Origin of the sequence: Luteimonas sp. gir (genome assembly GCF_037198055.1) — a bacterium.
In the GTDB taxonomy this organism is placed as follows: domain Bacteria; phylum Pseudomonadota; class Gammaproteobacteria; order Xanthomonadales; family Xanthomonadaceae; genus Luteimonas; species Luteimonas citri_A.
In genome coordinates, this window is sequence record NZ_JBBAXQ010000004.1 from 185,051 (window position 1) to 198,957 (window position 13,907).

At 72.1% G+C, this 13,907-nt stretch carries 11 protein-coding genes; 10 read left to right on the forward strand and 1 reads right to left on the reverse strand.

What is annotated here, in order from left to right; genetic code table 11:
- Nucleotides 1–892: 892 nt before the first annotated feature.
- Entirely contained in the window at nucleotides 893–1,978 is a 1,086-nt protein-coding gene (rsgA, locus tag WAF18_RS08465; protein ID WP_337244707.1) for a ribosome small subunit-dependent GTPase A, read from the reverse strand.
- A 152-nt stretch (nucleotides 1,979–2,130) separates the two neighbouring features.
- Between rsgA and WAF18_RS08470 the strand changes: the two genes are divergently transcribed.
- The 10 genes from WAF18_RS08470 (at nucleotide 2,131) to bla (ending at nucleotide 13,594) form a co-directional block, all read left to right on the forward strand.
- Nucleotides 2,131–3,393: an aminotransferase class I/II-fold pyridoxal phosphate-dependent enzyme gene (locus WAF18_RS08470; RefSeq protein ID WP_337244708.1), complete on the forward strand. Its 1,263-nt coding sequence runs from the start codon at nucleotides 2,131–2,133 to the stop codon at nucleotides 3,391–3,393.
- Entirely contained in the window at nucleotides 3,386–4,015 is a 630-nt protein-coding gene (locus WAF18_RS08475; protein ID WP_337244709.1) for a GDSL-type esterase/lipase family protein, read from the forward strand. The genes WAF18_RS08470 and WAF18_RS08475 overlap by 8 nt, the downstream gene beginning before the upstream one ends.
- Entirely contained in the window at nucleotides 4,012–4,728 is a 717-nt protein-coding gene (locus WAF18_RS08480) for a class I SAM-dependent methyltransferase (RefSeq protein WP_337244710.1), read from the forward strand. Before WAF18_RS08475 ends, WAF18_RS08480 begins: the two co-directional genes overlap by 4 nt.
- On the forward strand, nucleotides 4,725–5,261 hold the full coding sequence (locus tag WAF18_RS08485; protein ID WP_337244711.1) for a hypothetical protein: 537 nt from the start codon (nucleotides 4,725–4,727) through the stop codon (nucleotides 5,259–5,261). The genes WAF18_RS08480 and WAF18_RS08485 overlap by 4 nt, the downstream gene beginning before the upstream one ends.
- 87 nt (nucleotides 5,262–5,348) lie before the next feature.
- The gene (locus WAF18_RS08490; RefSeq protein ID WP_337244712.1) at nucleotides 5,349–7,319 is read left to right on the forward strand and encodes a transglycosylase SLT domain-containing protein; all 1,971 of its coding nucleotides are present in this window, start codon (nucleotides 5,349–5,351) and stop codon (nucleotides 7,317–7,319) included.
- A 91-nt stretch (nucleotides 7,320–7,410) separates the two neighbouring features.
- A complete protein-coding gene (locus WAF18_RS08495) occupies nucleotides 7,411–9,060 on the forward strand; it encodes a hypothetical protein (RefSeq protein ID WP_337244713.1) in 1,650 nt (549 codons plus the stop codon).
- A gap of 193 nt (nucleotides 9,061–9,253) precedes the next feature.
- Entirely contained in the window at nucleotides 9,254–10,915 is a 1,662-nt protein-coding gene (locus WAF18_RS08500) for a hypothetical protein (RefSeq protein ID WP_337244714.1), read from the forward strand.
- Between the two features lie 73 nt (nucleotides 10,916–10,988).
- Nucleotides 10,989–12,230: a multifunctional CCA addition/repair protein gene (locus WAF18_RS08505; RefSeq protein WP_337244715.1), complete on the forward strand. Its 1,242-nt coding sequence runs from the start codon at nucleotides 10,989–10,991 to the stop codon at nucleotides 12,228–12,230.
- A gap of 41 nt (nucleotides 12,231–12,271) precedes the next feature.
- On the forward strand, nucleotides 12,272–12,568 hold the full coding sequence (locus WAF18_RS08510; RefSeq protein WP_337244716.1) for a hypothetical protein: 297 nt from the start codon (nucleotides 12,272–12,274) through the stop codon (nucleotides 12,566–12,568).
- Nucleotides 12,569–12,730: 162 nt separating this feature from the next.
- Nucleotides 12,731–13,594 carry a subclass B3 metallo-beta-lactamase gene (gene bla / locus WAF18_RS08515; protein ID WP_337244750.1) on the forward strand — a complete coding sequence of 288 codons (864 nt, stop codon included), beginning with the start codon at nucleotides 12,731–12,733 and terminating at the stop codon, nucleotides 13,592–13,594.
- Nucleotides 13,595–13,907: the final 313 nt, after the last annotated feature.

Below are 13,907 nucleotides of genomic sequence, written 5' to 3' on the forward strand. Positions count from 1 at the left end.
GAGCTCCAAACGACACTCCCTCGCGGCCGATCGCCCCCACCCCAGCCCTCCCCCGCACGCGGGGGAGGGAGCACAGCGCTGCAGTGCCGAAGACCGCGGCACCTCCCCGCCTGGATCGTGGCGCGCGCAATCTCACCTCCCCCGCATGCGGGGGAGGTCGACGCGCGTAGCGCGGCGGGTGGGGGCGGGGCTGTCCCGACATCCAAACGACACCCCCTCGCGGCCGATCGCCCCCACCCCAGCCCTCCCCCGCACGCGGGGGAGGGAGCACAGAGCTGCAGTGCTGCGATGCCGAAGATCGCGCCATCTCACCTCCCCCGCATGCGGGGGAGGTCGACGCGCGCAGCGCGGCGGGTGGGGGCGGGGGCTTTCCCGAGCTCCAAACGACGCGCCCTCGCGGCCGATCGCCCCACCCCAGCCCTCCCCCGCACGCGGGGGAGGGAGCACAGCGCTGCAGTGCTGCGATGCCGAAGATCGCGCCATCTCACCTCCCCCGCATGCGGGGGAGGTCGACGAGCGCAGCGCGGCGGGTGGGGGCGGGGGCTTTCCCGAGCTCCAAACGACGCGCCCTCGCGGCCGATCGCCCCACCCCAGCCCTCCCCCGCACGCGGGGGAGGGAGCTAGATGCTGCAGCGCTGCCATGCCGAAGATCGCGACCACCTCCCCCGCCTGGCTCGTGGAGCGTGCAATCTCACCTCCCCCGCCTGCGGGGCGAGGTCGACGCGCGTAGCGCGGCGGGTGGGGGCTGGGCTTTACCGACCTCCTAAACGACACGCCCTCCCAGCCAAGCGCCCCCACCCCCAGCCCTCCCCCGCACGCGGGGGAGGGAGCGCAGCACCGCGAGGCCGTTTGCCCCCACCCCGGCCCTCCCCCGCAAGCGCGGGAGCAAGCCTCAGCGGCGGCCGGGCCGTCGTCCGGTGGGGCGGGCGTCGTCCTGGCGGGCGGCCAGGCGGTCGGCGCGGCGGGCGGTGGCGGCGTCGCGTTCGTCGCGCAACTTGAGGTAGTTCGCCAGCCGCTGTGCGGTCAGGGTGCCGGCTTCGACCGCGGCGCGCACGGCGCAGCCGGGCTCGCGTTCGTGCCGGCAGTCGCGGAAGCGACAGTCGGCGGCCAGGGCTTCGATGTCGGCGAAGCCGCCTTCGGCGAGGTCTTCTTCGCCGGTCGGCTTGAGCTCGCGCATGCCCGGGGTGTCGATCAGGCAGGCACCGGCCGGCAGCGGGATCAGCGCGCGGTGGGTGGTCGTGTGGCGGCCGCGGTCGTCGCTGTCGCGCACCGCGCCGGTGCGCATGTGTTCGCGACCGAGCAAGGTGTTGGTCAATGTCGACTTGCCGGCGCCCGAGCTGCCGACCAGCACCGCGGTGGTGCCCGGGCCGAGCCAGGGGTGCAGCGCCGCGACGCTGTCGGGGTCGCGGGCGTTGACCGCCAGCACCGCGACGCCTAGCGCGGCGATCTCGGCCAGCGCAGCGCGCGCGGCCTCGGGGTCGGCGCTGTCGCGGTCGGCCTTGGTCAGCACGACGACCGGCGTGCCGCCGCCCTGCACCAGCAGCAGATAGCGTTCGATGCGGCGCGGGTTGAAGTCGGCATCGAGGCCGCAGACCACGAGCACGGTGTCGATGTTGGCGGCGATCAATTGCTGCCGGTAATGCTCGCCGGCCGCCGCGCGCTTGATCGCGCTGCGCCGGGGGAGCATCGCGACGATGCGGCGTTCGTCCTCGACCAGCACCCAGTCGCCGACCGCGGCGCGGTCCTCCGGGGCCATCGTGCCCTTGCGGTAGCCGCTGCGGCGCAGCCAGTCGGGCAGCGACTCGACCGACAGCGCTTCGCCGGGCGCACCGGCGACCAGGTAGCCGGAGCGGTGTTGCTCGACCACGCGCCGGGGGTGCGCCTGCGGGTGGGCGGCCATCGTCTCGGCCCAGGGGCCGGACGGGGGGCCGTCGAATGGCCAGCCGATTGCGCGCAGCGCGGGGTCGGGGGCGGTCAAGCGGTCGGCGGGACAGTCGGCATGCGGCGGATTCTACGGGGACCGCGTCAAGGCGCGCACGGCGGCCGGGCATGACCATTCGTCGGCCCGGCCGCATTCATGCATCTTTTGGGCTAGCATCGGGCGACCCTCCCCGCGCAGAGCGCCGCCCGATGTCCGCCCCCCTCAGAACCCGCGAACGCCTGTCCGAAGTGCGCTACGAAATCCGCGGCGAGCTGGCCCGGCGAGCGCGCGAGTTGGAGGCCCAGGGGCGCACGCTGATCAAGCTCAACATCGGCAATCCCGGCGCCTTCGGCTTCCGCGCCCCCGAGCACCTGCAGCGCGCGATCGCCGGGCGCATCCACGACACCGATCCCTATACCCACCAGCAGGGTCTGCCGGTCGCGCGCGAGGCGATCGCCGCGCACCATGCCGCGCGCGGCGCGCATGCGGTCTCGCCCGAGCGCGTGTTCGTCGGCAACGGCGTCAGCGAGCTGATCGACATCGCGCTGCGCGCGCTGCTCAATCCCGGCGACGAAGTGCTGGTGCCCTCGCCCGACTATCCGCTGTGGTCGGCGGCGACGATCCTCAACGACGGTCGGCCGGTGTTCTACCAGTGCAAGGCCGAGCATGGCTTCTTGCCCGACCCCGATGCGCTCGAAGCGCTGGTGTCGCCGCGCACGCGCGCGATCGTGCTGATCAACCCGAACAACCCGACCGGCGCGGTCTATCCGCGCGCGCTGCTCGAGCGCATCGTCGCCATCGCCCAGCGCCACGGCCTGCTGCTGCTGTGCGACGAGATCTACGACGCCATCACCTACGACGGTGCGGTGTTCGAGCCGCTTGCACCGATCGCAGGCGACGTGCCCTGCGTGTCGTTCGGCGGGCTGTCGAAGGTCCACCGCGCCTGCGGCTGGCGCGTGGGCTGGGCCGTGCTGTCGGGCGATGAGGCGCGCAGCCGCGAGTTCCGCAATGCGATGGACCTGCTCGGCGCGCTGCGGCTGTGCGCGAATGTGCCCGGGCAGTTCGCGATCGAAGCCGCGCTGACCGGCATCGACACGATCGGCGCGCTGTGCGCGCCGGGCGGCCGGCTGTACGAGGCGCGCCGCGCGGTGGTCGAGGCCTGCGCGGCGAGCCGTTATCTGCAGCTGGTCGAGCCGGCCGGCGCGCTGTACGCGTTTCCCGGCATCGCGCCCGAGTTCGCGCAAGGCTTCGACGACCATGCGTTCGCGCTGGAACTGATGGATGCCGAGGGCGTACTGGTGGTGCCGGGCAACAGCTTCAACGTGCCCTATCGCAACCATTTCCGCGTGACCTTGCTGCCCGAGCCGGCGCAGCTGCGCGAGGTGTTCTCGCGCATCGAACGGGTGCTCGATCGTCAGATCATCGACGCGCGCAAGGTCGTGCCGCTGGTGCCGCGCGCGGTCAATGGCTGAGCGCGCGCGGCCGGTCCGCTATCTGGCGCTCGGCGACAGCTACACGATCGGCGAGGGCATCGCGCCGGCGGCGCGCTGGCCGGTGGTGCTGGCCGATGCGCTGCGCGCGGCCGGGACCGCGATCGATACGCCGCAGATCATCGCCACCACCGGCTGGACCACCGACGAGCTCGATGCCGGCATCGACGACGCCGCGCCCGAGGGACCGTTCGATCTGGTCAGCCTGCTGATCGGCGTCAACGACCAGTACCGCGGCCGCCCCGTCGAGGACTATGTGCCACGCTTCGAAGCACTGCTCGCGCGGGCGATCGGCTTTGCCGGTGGCCGCGCCCAGCGCGTGTTCGTGCTCGCGATCCCCGACTGGGGCGTCACGCCGTTCGGCGCGCAGTCCGGGCGCGATGTCGCCGAGATCGCACGCACGCTCGATGCCTACAACGCCGCCGCGGCGGCGCTCTGTGCACGGCAGGGCGTGGCGTTCGTCGACATCGCACCGATCAGCCGCGCCCGCGGTGGCGAGCCGGCGATGCTGGCCGACGATGGCCTGCATCCCTCGGCCGCGCTGCACGCGGACTGGGCCCGACTGGCGCTGCCGGTCGCACGCGGCTTATTGTCGCGGGCATGACCGCGACCACCTCCGATCCCACCCCGCTCTCCACCGCCCCCTATCCGCGCGACGCCGCGCGTGGCATTGCGCGCGCGTTCCTGCCGCGCCACCCGCTGGGCAACCGATACGACTACTACTACACGCTGACCAAGCTGCGCACCGATCCGCTGTATCCGGGCGTGCTGCAGGCGCTGCGGCCAACGACCGCACCGGTGCTCGACCTGGGCTGCGGCCTGGGCCTGCTGGCGCACGCACTGCGTGCCGATGGCCAGGCCCTGCCCTACGCCGGTGTCGACATCGACGCGGCCAAGATCCGCCGCGGCCGCGAGGTCGCCGCGCGCGCCGGACTGGCCGATGTGCAGTTGGACGTGCTCGACCTTGCCGCCGGCCTGCCGGCGCATCGCGGCAGCGTCGCGATCCTGGACGTGCTGCAGTACCTGTCGCACGAGCGTCAGCGCGCGTTGCTCGACGAGGTGATCGCGATGCTCGCCCCGGGCGCACTGCTGGTGATCCGTAGCGGACTGGCCGACGGCTCGACCCGCAGCCGGACGTCGCGCATCACCGACCGGCTGGCCAATTTCGCCGGCTGGATGCAGGAACGCGCACGCTGCTATCCGACCGCCGACGGCCTGCGCACGCAGCTCGAAGGCGCGGGCCTGGCGACCACGCTGCGGCCGCTGTACGGCGACACGCCGTTCAACAATTGGCTGATCGTGGGCCGCCGCACATGAGTCCGCGCGACGGGCTGGCCGGTGCGCCGATGCTGGCACTCGACGACCCGGCGTGGGCACGGCTGAGCTGCGCGCATGGCGTCGCCCTTGGCGTGCCGGCCCTGCTGGCGCAGCTCGACGGCGCGACCGAGGACAGCTGGCAGAGCGCGCCCTGGCAGGCGCTGTGGGCGGCGCTGTGCGACGAGGGCCGCGTGCACCCGGCCTCGTTCGCCGCCGTGCCGCACATCGTCGCCGCGCTGGCCGAGGCGCCCGAGCGCGCCTGCCCGAGCCACTTCGTGCTGCCGGCGAGCATCGAACTGGCGCGCGCCGCCAGCGATGCGGTGATTCCCGACAGCCTGATCGACGGCTACGTCGCCGCGCTCGCCCGGTTGCCGCTGCTCGCCGGCCTGGTCGCCACGCCGGACTGGGACGAAACGCTGTGTGCATCGGCGCTGGCCGCCACCGCTGCGGCGACCGGCCAGCACGCGCTGGCCGAGTTGCTGCTCGAGGCCGACGACGTCGACGCGGTACTCGCCTGGCTGCGCGCGGACTGAGCTGCTGCAGGCGGCACCGCCGCTGCCACATCGGCTTCAGCGACGCTTGGCTATAGTCGTCGGCCCTTCGCCGAAGCCTGTCTGCCGATGCCGTCCAGCGCCCCTCGCACCGCCCACTCGCTGCCGCGCACGCTGCGCGGCGCACTGCTGTCCCTGCTCGCGCTCGCCGCCGCTGCGCAGGCGCAAGCACCGGGCGACGACGGCTTTCTCGCGGCGATGCAGGCGGCCGAGCGCGGCCAGCCGGTGCCACCGGCAATGACCGGCCATCCGGCCGCCGCCTGGCTGGAACTGGCCGCGCTGCGGCGCAATCTCGACACACTGCCGCTGGCCCAGGGCCAGGACTTCCTGACCCGGCACGCAGGCGCGCCGGTGGCCGAGGTCTTCCGCGAGAGCTGGTTGCGCGCGCTGGCCAAGCGCCAGGACTGGGCCGGCGTGCGTGCAGCCTGGTCGCCATCGATCTCGAACGTGGCGCTGCGCTGCATCGAGCTCGACGCGCGCGCCCGCACCGGCGCCACCGATGCGCAGTGGACGCGCGACATGCAGGCGATCTGGCGCAGCAGCGGCACGTCGCTGCCCGACACCTGCGATGCCCCGTTGCAAACCTTATCCGCGCGCGGCGGCCTCGACGACGCCCTGCGCTGGGAACGCTTCGACCTGGCGGTCGCCGCGCAGGACGTGGCGATCGCGCGGGGAATCGCGCGGGGAATGTCGGCGGCCGAGCAGCCGCTGGCGACCGACTATGCGGCCTATCTGCAGGCGCCGCACGCGCGCGCCACCGGCTGGCCGAAGACCGCGCGCAGCCGCTTGGTCGCCTCGCACGGGCTGGCGCGCCTGGCCAAGGACGATCCGCTGGGCGCCGAGGCGCAGTTGCCGGCGGTCGCGGGGGCGCTGGGCTTCACCGAGGAAGACAACGGCCGCGTGCTCTACCAGGCCGCGCTGTGGACCGTGGCGTCCTATCTGCCGGACTCGGCGCGGCTACTGGCACGCGTGCCGGCCTCGGCCTACGACGAGCGCCTGCACGAATGGCGCGTGCGCGAGGCGATGGCGCGCAGCGACTGGCCGGCGGCACTGACGGCGATCCGCGCGATGGGCGCAGCGCAGCGCGCGCAATCGCGCTGGACCTATTTCGAGGCGCGGCTGGCGGCCCTGACCGGCGATCCGGCCACCGCCGAGCGGCTGTACCGCGACGCGGCGACCAAATCCGATTTCCACGGCTTCCTCGCCGCCGACCGCCTCGGCCAACCCTACGCGCTGTGCCCCTGGGACTTCGCACCGTCGAACGAGGCCAAGACGCGCGTCGCGACCGACCCGGGCATCGTGCGGGCGATGGCGCTGTATCGCATCGAGCGGCCGATCTGGGCGACGCGCGAATGGAGCGCTGCGCTCGCACGCTTCGACGACGAGCAGCGGCGCGTCGCGGTGCTGGTGGCCCAGGAGAACGGCTGGTACGACCGCGCGGTGTTCGGACTCGGCCGCCAGCCCGACGAAACCCGGCTCTACGCGCTGCGCTTTCCGCTGACCCAGCAGGCGCTGATCGAGCGCGAGGCCAAGCGCCACGGCCTGGACCCGGCTTGGGTCGCGGCCGAGATCCGCGCCGAGAGCACGTTCAACCCGCGCGCACGCTCGCCGGCCGATGCCCGCGGGCTGATGCAGGTGCTGCCCGCGACGGGCGCCGCGGTCGCGCGCCGGCTTGGCCGCAACTGGGCCGGCGCCGAGAGCCTGTACGACCCCGAGACCAACGTCGCGCTGGGCACCGCCTACCTGCGCGAGAAGAAGGACATGTACGGCAAGCCCTACGTCGCGATCGCCGCCTACAACGCCGGGCCGACACCGACCTCGCGCTGGCTGTCGCAGCGCCCGGACATGGACCCCGACTTCTGGATCGAAACGATCAGCTACCGCGAAACGCGCGAATACGTCGCCCGCGTGCTCGCTTTCAGCGTGCTCTACGACTGGCGCATGTACGGCCGCGCGGCCAAGCTCGACGAACGCCTGCGCGGCGCCGAGGCCCAGCGCACCACGCGCTTCGCCTGCCCGACGGACCGGTCGGCCGGCTGAGTCGACGCATCGGGGATAATGGACGGCGGTCGTGATGGATCCGGGAATGCCTGCAGATGCGCGCATTCCCATTCGCATAAGGGAGTCGAGAGTGTGGCGTAAGGTGTGCATGGCCGTGTGCCTGGTGAGCGCGGTCTGGGGTGGGGTCGAGGCAGCACCCGTCGACCCGCAGGTGGTCTTCGTCGCACACGACGTCACGCCCGATGGCGTGCGTGCACGTGCGCAACCGTTCCGTGCCTACGTGGATGTCTCGATGCAGTCCGCGCCGGACAGCGCGTCGCAATTGCGCATCCGCCCGCTCTGGGTGCAGGGGCGCGGGTCTTCCGCGCGCGGCTCGCTTGCGCTCGATCACCGGGACGAAGGTGATCGCGCCGCGATCGACATCCTCGAGCGCGGCTTCACCCTGACACTGCCACGCAACGACGGCGGCACAGTGCTGCAACCTGCCGACCTGGCGGGCTGGGAGCGCCGTTCGGGCCCCTCGGATGCCCGGTTTCTCGCGCTTTTTCGGGTGCAGGCTCTGGGCCTGCGCCCGGTGGCGCTGCCCGCGACGCCGCGACTCGGACAGCGCCTCACGCATCTCGAGCGCGGTGGCGATTTCGCGTCCCTCGACACGCACATGCGCGTGCGCGCGCTGACGCCGGAGATCGTGCTGCTCGATGTCGAGTTCGAGGGCGACGGCCTCTCGGGACACGGACGGCAGGCCGTACGCCGCCAGGACGGCAGACCGCTGGAGACGCGGCTCTATCTCACCTCCAGTGACGGCCAGGGCACGCCCGAGACCCATCGGTTGTATCTGGTGGACATGGCGACCGAGCCCGTCCTCGATCTCGAACACGCCATCTCGCAGCCGCAAGGCGTGTTCAACGTCACCGCCGAGCGGCTGGCGGCGCCGCCGTTCTCGGCGCGCAGCGACGACCCGGCCCTGTTCGCGACCGACCCGATCGAGGCGGGCACGCTCGCGGCCTGGATGCAGCCCGATGACGGCGGCGATCTCGACATGGCGCTGGCCTTCGATATGCTGGCGCACAGCGACGGCGGCCGCCCGCACATCGCGCTGCATGCCGACGGCCGTCCGGCTGCCAGCACGCCCCGTGTCGGCTTTCTGCACGTGCGCGATGTCCAGTTGCTCGATGCCCAGGGGCAGCCGCTGCCGGGCGCGAACCCGACGGTCACGCAGCCGAACTTTCCGGTGTTCAACGGCATGCGACTCGAAGAGACCCGCGTGTCGTTTCCCTTCCGCCTGCCGCTGACGGTGTCGACCTCGACCCTGCAGCCCCTGTCGCGCATTCGCCTGACCGCCGATATCCGAGTCTACCGCTGGGATCGGGCCGAACCCGTGCCGTATCGCAGCCAGAGCACGCACACTGCCGACACGCTGATCGAATGGACGTCGCCGTACCGCGCCACGCTGCGTCAAACCGCCCCCGCCGCGGGCCAGACCCAGGGCACATGGACCACGGTCGTGCCGATCGATGCGGCCGGTCGCGAGATTGCCTCCTCGCAGCTCTTCGTCGGCCGCGCATCCGATGCCGCCAGCGACTGGCGCACGCTCGACGCCATGCCGCTGCTGCAACTCGACCCGGAACGCGCCGTCGACCGCACGGAGATCGCCACGCACGCCCTCATGGCCGGTCTGCGCCTGCTGCATTACCGCTGGCGTGCCGAGCGACGCGCGCTGACGATCGACGACATCAGCATGCAGCCAAGCGGAAGCGACCCGGACGCCGGCGCGGACTGAGGCCACGCAGGCATCGCCAGCGATGCCCTTGGCGTCCGGTGCCATGCTTGTGTTCGATGTGGCGATCCCTCTCGTCGCGCAGCAGCGCCCAGACCGAAGTGCGGTGGCCGCGCGTCGGGGATAATGTCCGGCTCACCGCAACGGTCCGCCCACCCGGCGTCGACCGGCGATCCAATGAAGGAGCAACAAGTCGATGATCGGACCGCGTGACATCGCGATGGGCCTCTGCCTGTGGACGCTGGCGGGCTTGGCCGACGCCGCGGACCTCACGCCGCGCGTGGTCTTCATCGCGCACACGGTCCTGCCTGCGGCGCCGGATGCTGTGCCGCGCAGGCACTGGAGCTATGCCACAGTCTCGCCAGGGATACCCGCGCGCGATGACACGCCGCTGCGTATCCGCCCAGTCTGGACGCGCGTGCCGGACCGTCACAGCGACGAGATGGCTGGGCGCGTGCCGCCCGCCGCGTACGCGGGTTTCGATCTGCAGCTGCAGCGCGAAGGCGTCGCGCTGCGGCCGGTCGACACGACGGCGTGGCAGTCGGTACCGCCTGACGATCCGGCCACGTCCCTGCTCGCCTCCGCCCGGATGGCCGCGCTCGCGCTGCGCCCCGGGATGCTCCCGTCATCGCTGCGCGTCGGAAACCAGGCCACCCGCCAGGACGACAGCGGCGATTTCTCGGGTCTGCGGCAGACCTCGCGAGTCCGCAGCCTCGACGCCACGGTTGCCGTGCTCGACCTCGAGATCGATGGCGCCGGTCTGCGTGGCCACGGCCGGCAGGCAGTCCGCATCGACGACGGCGTGCCGCTCGAAACCCGCCTGTACCTGGAACGGACGACCGGCAGCGCCGGGCCTGACGTGCATCGTCTGCATGTGGTCGACATGGCCACCGAGCCGGTCCTGGAACTCGAACTCGATGCGGACCTGGCGCAGGCCTCGATCGAATCGACGCACGCCATCCTCGACGCGCCGCCGTTCTCTGCCCCGGCCGACGATCCTGAACTGTACGCCCCCCACCCCATCCCCGAAGGTGCGCTCGAAACCTGGATGGCGGGTGCGGACGATTCCGCGCTGGAGAGCATGCTGGTCGTCGGCGTGCAACGCGCGCCCGATGGCGGTCGTCCGCATATCGCAATCGGCGCCGATGGCCGCGCGGTCGGCCGCAGTGGTCCGCCCATCGCGGATTTCCTCAGCCTGCGTCTGCGCACGGTCACCCTGCTCGACGCCGCCGGCCAGCCGCTGCCCGGCACCGACGCGACGATCGTGCACCCGACACTGCCGATGTCCGATCGCCAGCGCATCGTCGACACCCAACTGGCGTTTCCGTTCCAACTCCCGCCCGACGTGCCGGCCGATACGCTGTGGGCGCTGGACACGGTGCGAATGACCGGCGAGGTGGATGTCTATCGCTGGGACCAGACCGAAACCGTGCGTTACGGGGACTCGCCCACGCACAACAGGGAGGCGCGCATCGAATGGATATCGCCGCATCGGGTCGCACTGCTGCAGGATCACCCCGCGCCCACGCGTCGCGATGGCCTGTGGACGACCGCGGTGCCGATCGATGCGGACGGTCACGAGATGCCATCGGCGCAGGTCATCACGGGCCGGACACTCGCTCCGCCAGGGGACTGGCGCACGCCGGCCACGTTGCCGCCGCTGGCGTTGGAGTCCGGGCGCACGCCGCAACGGCTGGACATCGCGACGGCCACGCCGTTGGCCGGCCTGCGTCTGCGCCACTATCGTTGGCAAGCCGAACCGCGAATCTGGACGTTCCACGACATCCGCACCCGCATGCCCGCCGCCGAACGCGCCGAGTACGAGCGCAGATTCGGACGCGGCGCCAGCGCACGTTGAGACAGCGCTCGGCCCGTGGCCGTTAGGCTGTCGCTCCAGACCTGCCTATGGTGATTGCCGGACCATGTCCACCATGAAGACCTATCTCGTCGGTGGCGCCGTGCGCGATCGCCTGCTCGGACAGCCCGCAGGCGACCGCGACTGGGTCGTCGTCGGCGAAACCCAGGCGGCGATGGAGGCCGCCGGTTTCCGCGCGATCGGGCGCGATTTCCCGGTGTTTCTGCACCCGCGCACCGGCGAGGAGTACGCGCTGGCGCGCACCGAGCGCAAGGCCGGACGCGGCCATCGAGGCTTCGTCGTCGATGCCGACCCGTCGGTGACGCTGGAACAGGATCTCGAGCGTCGCGACTTCACGATCAACGCGATCGCCCAGGCGCCCGATGGCAGCCTGGTCGATCCCTACGGTGGCGCGCGCGACCTCGACGCGCGGGTGCTGCGCCACGTCGGCCCGGCGTTCGCCGAAGACCCGCTGCGGGTGCTGCGTGCCGCGCGCTTCATGGCCCGGTTTGCACCGCTCGGCTTTACGGTCGCCGACGAGACGATGGCGCTGATGCGCGCGATGGTCGAGGCCGGCGAACTGGCGACGTTGACGCCCGAACGCGTGTGGCAGGAGTTGCGCCGCGCCCTGGGCTCGGCACGGCCGTCGGCGTTCGTGCGCACCTTGCACGACTGCGGCGCGCTCGCGGTCGTGCTGCCCGAGGTCGATGCGCTGTACGGCGTGCCGCAGCGCGCCGAATACCATCCCGAGGTCGACACCGGCACGCACATCGAGCTGGTCGTCGACATGGCCGCGCGGCTGGCGCCGGGCGACGATGTGATCGGCTTCGCCGCGCTGACCCACGACCTGGGCAAGGCGCTGACGCCCGCGCACCGGCTGCCGCGCCATGTCGGCCACGAGCACGCCGGCGTGCGTCCGCTCGAGGCGCTAAGCGCACGGCTTAAGGTGCCGGCCGCGCATCGCGAGCTGGCGATCGTCGCCTGCCGCGAACACCTCAACGTGCACCGCATCGCCGAACTGCGCGATGCCACGCTCTTTGAACTGATCGCGCGCTGCGACGGTTTTCGCCGGCCCGAACGCATCGGCCAGCTCGCGCTGGTCTGCGAGGCCGACAAGCGCGGCCGCCTGGGCAGCGCCGACAGCGACTATCCGCAGGGCGCGCAACTACGCCGCGCCCACGCCGCCGCCTGCGCAGTCAACGCCCGCGACCTCGCGGCCGAAGGACTCGCAGGCCCGGCGATCGGCGAAGCGCTGCGGCGCGCACGGATCGCGGCAATCGCGGCAGCACGCGGTGGCGACGACACACCGGCCACGTAGCCGTCGGCATTCTCGAGGCCGTTCCAGTACGGGAGCTTGCGATGCGTCAGTTCATGATCCTGCCCTTGGGCCTGTTGCTGGCGGCTTGCAGCCCGCCGCAGACACCCGCCCCTGCCTCGCCCGCTCCGAGTGCCACACCGGCCGTGGTCGGCGGCGACCGTGACGCCCACGGCTGCATCGGCTCGGCCGGCTACGCCTGGTGCCCGCGCAGCGCGACCTGCGAACGGCCGTGGGAACTGGCCGAACGCGAAGGCATCGAGAACACCGCACCCGCCGTCGAGGCCTGGTGCGCGGCGCCGGCCGATGCGCCGCAGTCGGGCAACGCGCCCGCCCGCTAGCTCGCAATGCCACCGGCCATGCGGGCATGCTCGCGGTCGCCGCCATCGAATCCGCTCATGGCTGCGATGAGATCGTCGCGCTTGTGGGGTGCGTCAGCGCCTGTCGACAATCGCCGCACGACCTCAGAAGTGGAGTGGACGATGCGAAGCGTGATCGGCTGGATGTTGTGGACGGTGACGGGGCTCGGCAGCCTCGGCGCGGTGCAGACGCGGGCGGCCGAGCCGCTGCCGCAGCTGCGCGCCTACACGGTGCCCGAGACCTGGCGGCAGCCGGTCGCGCCGCTGCGCATCGCCGCCGGCACCTGGCAGATCGGCACGGCGCAGTTGAGCGCGCTGCTGCTCAAGGGCGATGCCGGCGCCATCCTGATCGACGGCGGCATGCCGCAGACCGCCGAGCACCTGCTCGCGAACATGGCCGCACTCGGCGTGGCCCCGTCCGATCTGAAGTTCATCGTGCTCAGCCACGCCCATGCCGATCACGCCGGCCCGCTGGCGGCCCTGCGTCGCGCCACCGGTGCGCGGGTCGTGGCCAATGCCGAATCGGCGCAATTGCTCGCACGCGGCGGCAGCGACGATATCCACTACGGCGATGCCATTCTCTATCCGCCGGTCGTCACCGATCGCCTGCTGCAGGACGGCGAGACGCTGGCACTGGGCAAGCTGCGCCTGCAGGTGCATTTCACGCCCGGCCACACACCGGGCGGCATGAGTTGGACCTGGACGGATCGGGCCGACGACGGCACGCCGGTGCGGATCGCATACGTCGACAGCCTCAGCGCGCCCGATTACCGCTTGGTCGACAATCCTCGCTATCCACGCATCGTCGACGCCTACCGCGCGAGTTTCGCGCGTGTGCGCAGCCTGCCCTGCGATCTGCTGCTGACGCCGCATCCCGACTTCAGCGGACTGCGCTATGGCACCACGCTCGAGCGCGAACGCCCGGTCACCTGCGCAAGCTATGCCGACGCTGCCGAGGCCGCATTCGACGAGCAGCTCAAGGCAGAACGTGAGGGCGCGGTGGACTGAGGGCTGCGTTGGTGAGTCGGGGCGGCCACGCGAATGCGTGCACGGCCCCTGCCCCCACCCGGCGCGCTGCGCGCACCGACCTCCCCCGCGATGCGGGGGAGGTGACAGCAATGCGTGCCGGCGTCCGTATGCGCAACTGCCGCAACGGTCGAGCCCTCCCCCGCGTGCGGGGGAGGGTTGGGTGGGGGCACAGGTCGAGGCGATGTCCCCCACTTCTCCCGCGAGCAGGAAGATGATCTCCCGCCCCCACCCGCTGCGCTGCGCGCACCGACCTCCCCCGCACTGCGGGGGAGGTGACAGCAGAAGCCCTCCT